This is a genomic window from Candidatus Cloacimonadota bacterium (assembly GCA_012516855.1).
Classification (GTDB): Bacteria; Cloacimonadota; Cloacimonadia; order Cloacimonadales; family Cloacimonadaceae; genus Syntrophosphaera.
Map to the genome: position 1 here is coordinate 20,575 of JAAYWB010000043.1, position 7,042 is coordinate 27,616.

Sequence of the window (7,042 nt, forward strand, 5' to 3'; positions counted from 1 at the left end):
AGGGACGATCACCCTGGAGAGCGGACTGGCAAAGGAAAAGAAGAACCCCGGACCTTGTGATCCGGGGTTGGGTGCTTATTATGTGGACTGGTATGAAACCGTCCTTGGATGGTTTTATTTCATCAGGACGATGCGTCCGTTCCTGAGCTGTCCTGTGGTGTTCATCCGGTAGTAATAGACGCCGCTGTTGACCGGCTTGCCTTGGTTGTCAGTGCCGTCCCAACTGGTGTTGGCGATGCCGGAATTGTCAGTGCGGAGGGCGAAGCTCTTCACAAGCTGGCCGCGGACGTTGTAGATGGCAAAATCCACGTCAGCATCAGCTTTGCTTTGGATGCTGATGGCTGTATTGGTCTGGAAGGGATTGGGATGCACGCTCACGGTGATCTCCGCGGGCGCGATCTGGTCGTCAATACCCACGCCGACGTTGACAGTGACAACATTGGAAGGATCGGAGAGCATCATGGGGTTGTTGAACAGGGTGCAGATCCAGTATTCGTGGGTTCCGGAGGGAACTCCGCTGTCTGTGAAGGTGAGGGTGTTCGGGTTCGTGATGCTGGAAATGCTGAGGCCGTTGCGGAAGAGGCGGTAGCCCACAAATCCCTTTCCTTCAAAGTGTTCCGGGCGTTCCCAGGTGAGGACCACGGTGTTTGGGGGTGTAACGGTGGCTTGCAGATTCCGGGGCGCGGGCAAGTTCTCGATGGGGATGGTGTAAGAACTCATTACCGCTGTGCCGGGCATGCCGTGCTGATCAACGGGGGTCACCTCGAAAGCGAGGGGGAAGCCCAAATCTTCTGCTGTGGCGATATAAGCCTGCTCATTGGCGCCGGCTATAGCCTGGGGTGTGTTGTTCACGATCCTGTACCACTTCAGGATCGAATTGCCTTCGGTGTTTCCGTCCGCATCATTGAAGGAATAGGACCCTGTCAGCTCCTGATTGATAACGGGCGGGCCGCTGATTATCACATCGGTGGCAGTGGGGGCGGCGTTGATAAAGCCCGTTCCGGAGAGGGGAATGGTGATGTTGGGATGGTTGTAGAGGTTGCCGGTGATGGTCAGCGTTCCGTTGTAGGTCTGGGCGGCAGTAGGGGTGAAAGTGATGTTGGCCGTGATGGATGAGGTTCCTGGAATGTTGAAAGTGGATACATCGCTTGTAAAGGCGGGATTGTCAATGGAGATGGTCCCGCTGGCAGGAGTTGAGATGTAGTTTATTATCGAGATGGGAATAACCGCGCTGCCGTTCACATACATGTCTGGAAAAGCAATGTTGTCGGTGGAGACGGGATACGCGCCCACCAGTCCTGCCAGGGAGTATTTCACGCCCTGAAGGATTTCCTTGGAGGTCATGTTCTGGAGGAAGAAGACCACTTCACAATTGGCCAGGTTCCAGTTTGCGGCAGGGGTGAAAGTCAGGTTGACGGTTGTGGTCCCACCTGTGTCCAGGTCGATGGTGGTTCCGTTCTGATTGGGGGCCATTAAGCGGTTGACGTTGTCCACTGTGGTTTGGTTGAACCAGACTTGGGGGATGTTCGATTCGGTGAGAACGCCATGCAACTTGACGTTGGTGTTGGTGTCCGCCTCCGGTTTGCTGATGGTCACGGCAATTTGGAAATCGCCGCCCACCTGGGCACCCTGGGCGCTGATGGTGTAGTGAGAAGGCACAGCCATGCGCGCGTTCACCTTTGGCAGATAGTTCGAATACATTGAACTGGAGCTGCTTCCGCCCACGGAGGCATTCTGGCCGTCAAACAACGCGGTGGGGTAACCGGTGATTCCATAAAAACTGTTGCGGGCGTTGGAATAGGTGTTGGCGTATGAGTCGCCGTTGTGGTTTTTAATGATTGCCACGGGGTGGTTGTTCTGCAGCAGGTCGTGACATCCCATTGCCGCGCCTGGGCAATAACCACACCAAGTGCCGGTGCCTACTTCAACCACCACAAGATTGCGCGGAACCGCTGGCAGGAAAGCCAGCAGACCGAGTAAGCCGAGTATGATCAAAAGGGTCTTTTTCATCTTGAGCTCCTTGATATTATGTTATTAATAATGTTTCACATCTGTTACGCCTATGGTGAATCCCTGTATTTTGTCAAGAAAATCCTGCTGAGATCGCCAAGGCTCTGTCAGGATATAAGTTCCGGAATAATCTCCATCAGTTCATGGGGTTCATTGACCACTCGGTCGGGGTTGTGTTTGAGCAGATTGGATTTAGAATGCAGGCCCCAACTAACGCTCACGATTTTCAGCCGGTTACGCCGCGCGGCTTTGATGTCGCGGACTTCGTCGCCCAGATACACAACGCGCTCACGGTCCAGATTGTGAGCCCTGATCCGGGCTCTGATGCTGCGGTGTTTGCGCAGGATGCCACTGGTGCCTTCCACCCAGTCGAAACAGCCTATTTGATTATGCTCGAGCCATGCCAGCAGGTTTTCGGTATGGTTGGAACTGATCAGGCCAAGGGAAATTCCCTGTCCCTTAAGCTTTTCGAGCATAGGAACCACGTCGGGGCAGGGCTCCAGGTCGGGAATCATTTTGCGGTACTCGTGCAACACAACCGCGATGGCCTGGCCGAGTTTGTGGAGGGGGAATTTCACTGCCTGGCAGGCCTTGGGCAGGGGCAGGTCACGAACTTGTTCAAACAGCTCTGGGCTGATGGTGCGGTAGCCGTAGCGAGGGGCGAGTTGATTGATCAGTTCCAGGATCATGGCGATGGAATCGGCCACGGTGCCGTCAAAATCGCAAATCAGGGTCGGTTTCACCCGCATTTCTTCCTAATGTCCAGGATCATTTGGTATGCTCGGTTGCGGCTGACCTTGAAGCGTTTGGCGATATTTTCCGCGAGTTCCTTGCTGCTCTCAGGACCGGGCGCGAGTTCCGCGATGCAGCTTTTGATTTCCTCTTCCGAGGCAGGCTGCTCCGGCGCGGCGGCTTCAATAAGGACTACAAATTCACCCTTTTCCGTCATCTGATAATCGGCCAAAATGCCTTCCAGGCTGCCGCGGATGAACTCTTCGTGCAGCTTGCTGATTTCGCGGGCGAGGCAGACCCGCCTGTCCCCGCAGCGGGCAAGGATGTCTCCCAAGGTCTGCTTGAGCCTGTGCGGAGCTTCGTAAATAATGACGGTGTGGGGACTGGAAGCGACAAGATCGAGTTTGGCAGCGCGGTCTTTCTGCTTGAGGGGCAGGAAGCCCAGAAAGAGAAAACTGCCGGTATCCAGGCCGGAAGCTGTAATGGCGGGAATAAGGGCTGTGGCCCCTGGCAGGGGTATAATGTCCACTCCAGCCTCGATGGCGGCGCGGACCAACCAAAAAGCCGGGTCGGAAATCCCCGGGCTGCCGGCGTCGGAAACGACCGCGATGGACTTTCCTTCATGCAGCAGGGCGAGGATTTCCGCCAGGCGTTGTTTTTCGTTGTATTTGTGCAGGCTTAGAAGCCTGGGCGCTTTGATCTCGTAATGGGAGAGCAGGAAGCGGGTTTTGCGGGTGTCTTCGGCAGCGATCAGGTCCACGCTTTTCAAGGTGTCCAGCGCGCGGAGGGTGATGTCACCCAGGTTTCCCACTGGCACCGGGACCAGATACAGGCTGCCTGCTGGCAAATCCGCCTCTTAAACCAGTTTAAGTTCTTTGCCTACCTTGACGAAGGCGGCGACGGCCTTATCGAGGTCCTCCCGGCTGTGCGCGGCCGAGAGCTGGACGCGGATGCGGGCTTTGCCTTTCGGCACCACGGGATAGACGAAGCCGATCACGTAAATGCCTTCTTTCAGTAGCATGTCGGCCATCTTCATCGCCAGAGGCTCGTCGTAAAGCATCACGGGAACGATGGCGGTGTTGCCTTCCACGATGTCGAAGCCGGCCTTGATCATTTCTGAGCGGAAGTAGCGGGCGTTTTCCCAAACCTTGTCACGCAGTTCCGAAGATTCGGAAAGCAATTCGATCACCTTGATGCTGGCACCGACCACGGACGGTGCAACGCTGTTCGAGAACAGGTAGGGACGGCTGCGCTGGCGCAGAACTTCGATTATTTCTTTGCGGCCGGAGGTGAAACCGCCGTTGGCACCGCCCATCGCTTTACCAAGGGTGCTGGTCACGATGTCCACGCGGTGCTGAACGCCAAAATGCTCCGGGGTTCCGCGGCCTTTCTTGCCGATGTAGCCGGTGGCGTGGGAATCGTCCACCATCACTAGGGCGTCGTATTTTTCGGCCAGGTCGCAAATTTCAGGCAATTTGGCCATATCGCCGTCCATGGAGAAAACTCCGTCTGTGCAGATCAGGCGGTACTTCATGTCCTTGGCTTCGATGAGGCATTTTTCCAGTTCTTCCATGTTCGAGTGTTTGTAGCGGAAGCGCTTGGCTTTGCAAAGCCTCACGCCATCGATAATGGAAGCGTGGTTCAGTTCGTCGGAGATGATGGCGCTTTCATCGTCCAGAAGGGGTTCGAACACGCCTGCGTTGGCGTCGAAGCAGGCGACGTAGAGGATGGTATCCTCGGTGCCAAGAAACTCGGAAATTTTGCGTTCCAAGTCTTTATGGATTTGCTGCGTGCCGCAAATGAAGCGCACGGAGGCGAGGCCGTAACCCCAGTCGTTCATGATGTCCTGTGCGGCTTTCACCACCTCGGGATGGTTGCCCAGGCCAAGATAGTTGTTCGCGCAGAAGTTCATTACGCTTTCGCCTGTGCTCACGCCGATATTGGCTCCCTGGGGTGTGGTGATGATGCGTTCGTTTTTGTACAATCCCTGTTTTTTCAGTTCCTCAAACAGGTTTTGCAGGTCAGTTTTCATTTTGCCAAACATGGCAAACCTCCATATTATGATTGTTTGTTTAATTCCATACTTTTGGAGGCATCGATTCAGTCAATAAAAAAAGCTCCCGGTGAGGGGAGCCAGATTTTGGTGCAGAAGGCGGGACTCGAACCCGCACACCCGTTACAGGCACAAGATCCTTAGTCTTGCGTGTCTGCCAAATTCCACCACTTCTGCATCTGTAAAAGGTTCGGGTCAATTGCCCGGAGTAGTTTCCGCGGGGGGCGTCTGCTGCGTCGCCGAACCGGCTGGAGCGGTCTGGCCTGGCGTGGGCGCGGGAGCGCTTTGCTTGGTCGGAGCTTTGGTGTCGCCGAATGTTTCGCTGAGGACTTTAGGGGCCTTGGTCTCGTTCACCTTGGAAACCTGGAAAGCCAGGAACAGGCAGGAAACCACAAAAATCACACCCAGGATCTGGGTCCATTTGCGCAGAAACTTGGAGGCGCCGCTGCCGCCGAACACATTCATCGCGGCTCCGCCGAGGTTGGCGTCCAGGCCACCCTTGGAGGTTTGCGATAGAATCACCAGCACCAGCGCGACGCTGATTATGATATGGATCACCAGGGCAATCGTGTATATAAGCATGTTTCTTTCCTTATGTAACTTCGAAAAAGCATTGTTCGGAAACTAAGTTTTGCAAGCGGCTTTTTTGTCAATCAGAAATTCCCGCCGTTCTTGCCAAACGCTTACCAGCATGGCCGCCAAAAGTAGCGCCGCGCCAAGCATGGCGGTGGCTGAAACCCTTTCCCGCAAAAGCAGCCAGCCTCCCAACATGGCGAAAACCCCTTCCATACAGAGGATCACGCTGGCGACATGGGGCTGGACTTTTTTCTGGGCGTGCAATTGCAGGGTGAAAGCCACTCCCACAGACATTATTCCAGCGTAAAGCAGAGGCAGGCTGGCAGACCAGATTGAGTTCAGAAAGTCCGCGGCAACGAAGCTTTGCTTGCTGACCATTCGGAGAACAATGCTTCCAACCAGGCTCAGGGACGCGCAAACCCAGTATTGGAAAGCGGCAAGGCGCAAACTGGAGTGGAGTCGGGTGAGTTTGTCGATGAGCTGCACATGCAATGCCCAGAACACAGCCCCGATCAGCACCAGGGAGTTACCCAGAGTGGCTTGCAGGTCAGGCTTTCCATTGATAAGAGCCAGGCCGGTCAAACTCAAAGCAACGGCCAAAATCAGGGGAGGGTTGAGTTTTTGCCCCCTTCCCAAACCTATCAAGGGAACAAACACCACATAGAGACCGGTGATGAAGCCCGCGCTGCCGGCTCCGGTCCAAAGCATGCCAAACTGCTGAAAGCTGGAGGCGAGGAACAGCATCAATCCCAAAAGCAGCGGCCCTTTCCAGCTTTTGCTGTCAGAAGGGGTGTGGTCTGTGGCCGGAATCTCCGGGCTGGGTTTTTTTGCTTTGGAAATCAAGCCTGTCAGGGCTATGCAAGCCGCCCCCAAAGCGAAGCGCAAAGCGTTGAAGGTAAAGGGATCCAAGCTCTCCATACCCTTGCGCTGGGCCACGAAGGCCAGACCCCAGATCGCCGCGGTGAGGACCAGGCTCAGATATGCGGCCATGCCTGTTTACCGGTCATATCAATCATCACGGCGTCTTTTACGGCTGAGGGCAAGGCTGCCAAAACCGCCCACCACACCCATGTAGAAGCCAAAATCGTATGCCCTCCCTGTATTAAAGACTTCGTAAAGGCGCACATCACGGTTAAACCAATGCCAGATAAGGCTGACCGGCGCGATCCAGCCATGCCAGATACCCATGAAAAAACCGGCCCGGTTCTCGGCTGATCTGCCACCAACTCCGGGCGCGCAAGAGCAGAGCAGGGCCAGGCAGGCCAGCAAGCTCAAGATTAAGAGAAGTTTTCTTTTCATCCTGTTCTCCTTAAACTCACCAAACTGCCAAATACCGGAATCGGTCAAGTAAATTATGGTTTTTTTCAATATGATGCGGGTTAGATTTTGCGGCACAATACCTTGGTGTGATTGTTCTTTGCTGCCGTCGATATTCTTTCTTAACTCGATACCAGCGAATGCCTTGTATGAAACGATGTTGATTGGCCGTTAAGGCCCTTTCCTGTGTTCCGGATTCGCCTCCCGCACGATGCCCGCATTTGATGCGAGTAGAGACTGTTGAATAATGCACACGCTCTACAATTGATATGAATTCACCCTACTCCACATAAGCTTTTCTGATCCGACAGGTCTTTTTTGGTCTGTTTTGATGGTTTTTCCTCTCTAATGCCC

Annotated in this window: 7 protein-coding genes and 1 tRNA gene; all 8 read right to left on the reverse strand. The window is 54.6% G+C overall.

Going from position 1 to position 7,042, the window contains the following annotated elements:
• Positions 1–114: 114 nt before the first annotated feature.
• Complete coding sequence (locus tag GX466_04075) at positions 115–2,010, reverse strand: Omp28-related outer membrane protein (GenBank protein ID NLH93383.1); 1,896 nt, start codon at positions 2,008–2,010, stop codon at positions 115–117.
• Positions 2,011–2,117: 107 nt separating this feature from the next.
• Positions 2,118–2,759, reverse strand: a complete 642-nt coding sequence (locus tag GX466_04080; protein ID NLH93384.1) for an HAD-IA family hydrolase — start codon at positions 2,757–2,759, stop codon at positions 2,118–2,120.
• The gene (gene rsmI, locus GX466_04085) at positions 2,750–3,589 is read right to left on the reverse strand and encodes a 16S rRNA (cytidine(1402)-2'-O)-methyltransferase (protein NLH93385.1); all 840 of its coding nucleotides are present in this window, start codon (positions 3,587–3,589) and stop codon (positions 2,750–2,752) included. The genes GX466_04080 and rsmI overlap by 10 nt, the downstream gene beginning before the upstream one ends.
• 9 nt (positions 3,590–3,598) lie before the next feature.
• Positions 3,599–4,786: a glycine C-acetyltransferase gene (locus tag GX466_04090; protein NLH93386.1), complete on the reverse strand. Its 1,188-nt coding sequence runs from the start codon at positions 4,784–4,786 to the stop codon at positions 3,599–3,601.
• Between the two features lie 97 nt (positions 4,787–4,883).
• Positions 4,884–4,972, reverse strand: a tRNA-Leu gene (locus GX466_04095).
• An 18-nt stretch (positions 4,973–4,990) separates the two neighbouring features.
• Positions 4,991–5,377 carry a preprotein translocase subunit SecG gene (gene secG, locus GX466_04100; GenBank protein NLH93387.1) on the reverse strand — a complete coding sequence of 129 codons (387 nt, stop codon included), beginning with the start codon at positions 5,375–5,377 and terminating at the stop codon, positions 4,991–4,993.
• 42 nt (positions 5,378–5,419) lie between these two features.
• A complete protein-coding gene (locus tag GX466_04105; protein NLH93388.1) occupies positions 5,420–6,361 on the reverse strand; it encodes a DMT family transporter in 942 nt (313 codons plus the stop codon).
• 18 nt (positions 6,362–6,379) lie between these two features.
• On the reverse strand, positions 6,380–6,670 hold the full coding sequence (locus GX466_04110) for a hypothetical protein (GenBank protein ID NLH93389.1): 291 nt from the start codon (positions 6,668–6,670) through the stop codon (positions 6,380–6,382).
• Positions 6,671–7,042: the final 372 nt, after the last annotated feature.

Bases quoted from the DNA above. Each gene is read 5' to 3' on its own strand.
- GX466_04075 (NLH93383.1), bottom strand. From the start codon at position 2,010: ATGAAAAAGACCCTTTTGATCATACTCGGCTTACTCGGTCTGCTGGCT.
- GX466_04080 (NLH93384.1), bottom strand. From the start codon at position 2,759: ATGCGGGTGAAACCGACCCTGATTTGCGATTTTGACGGCACCGTGGCC.
- GX466_04090 (NLH93386.1), bottom strand. From the start codon at position 4,786: ATGTTTGGCAAAATGAAAACTGACCTGCAAAACCTGTTTGAGGAACTG.
- secG (NLH93387.1), bottom strand. From the start codon at position 5,377: ATGCTTATATACACGATTGCCCTGGTGATCCATATCATAATCAGCGTC.
- GX466_04105 (NLH93388.1), bottom strand. From the start codon at position 6,361: ATGGCCGCATATCTGAGCCTGGTCCTCACCGCGGCGATCTGGGGTCTG.
- GX466_04110 (NLH93389.1), bottom strand. From the start codon at position 6,670: ATGAAAAGAAAACTTCTCTTAATCTTGAGCTTGCTGGCCTGCCTGGCC.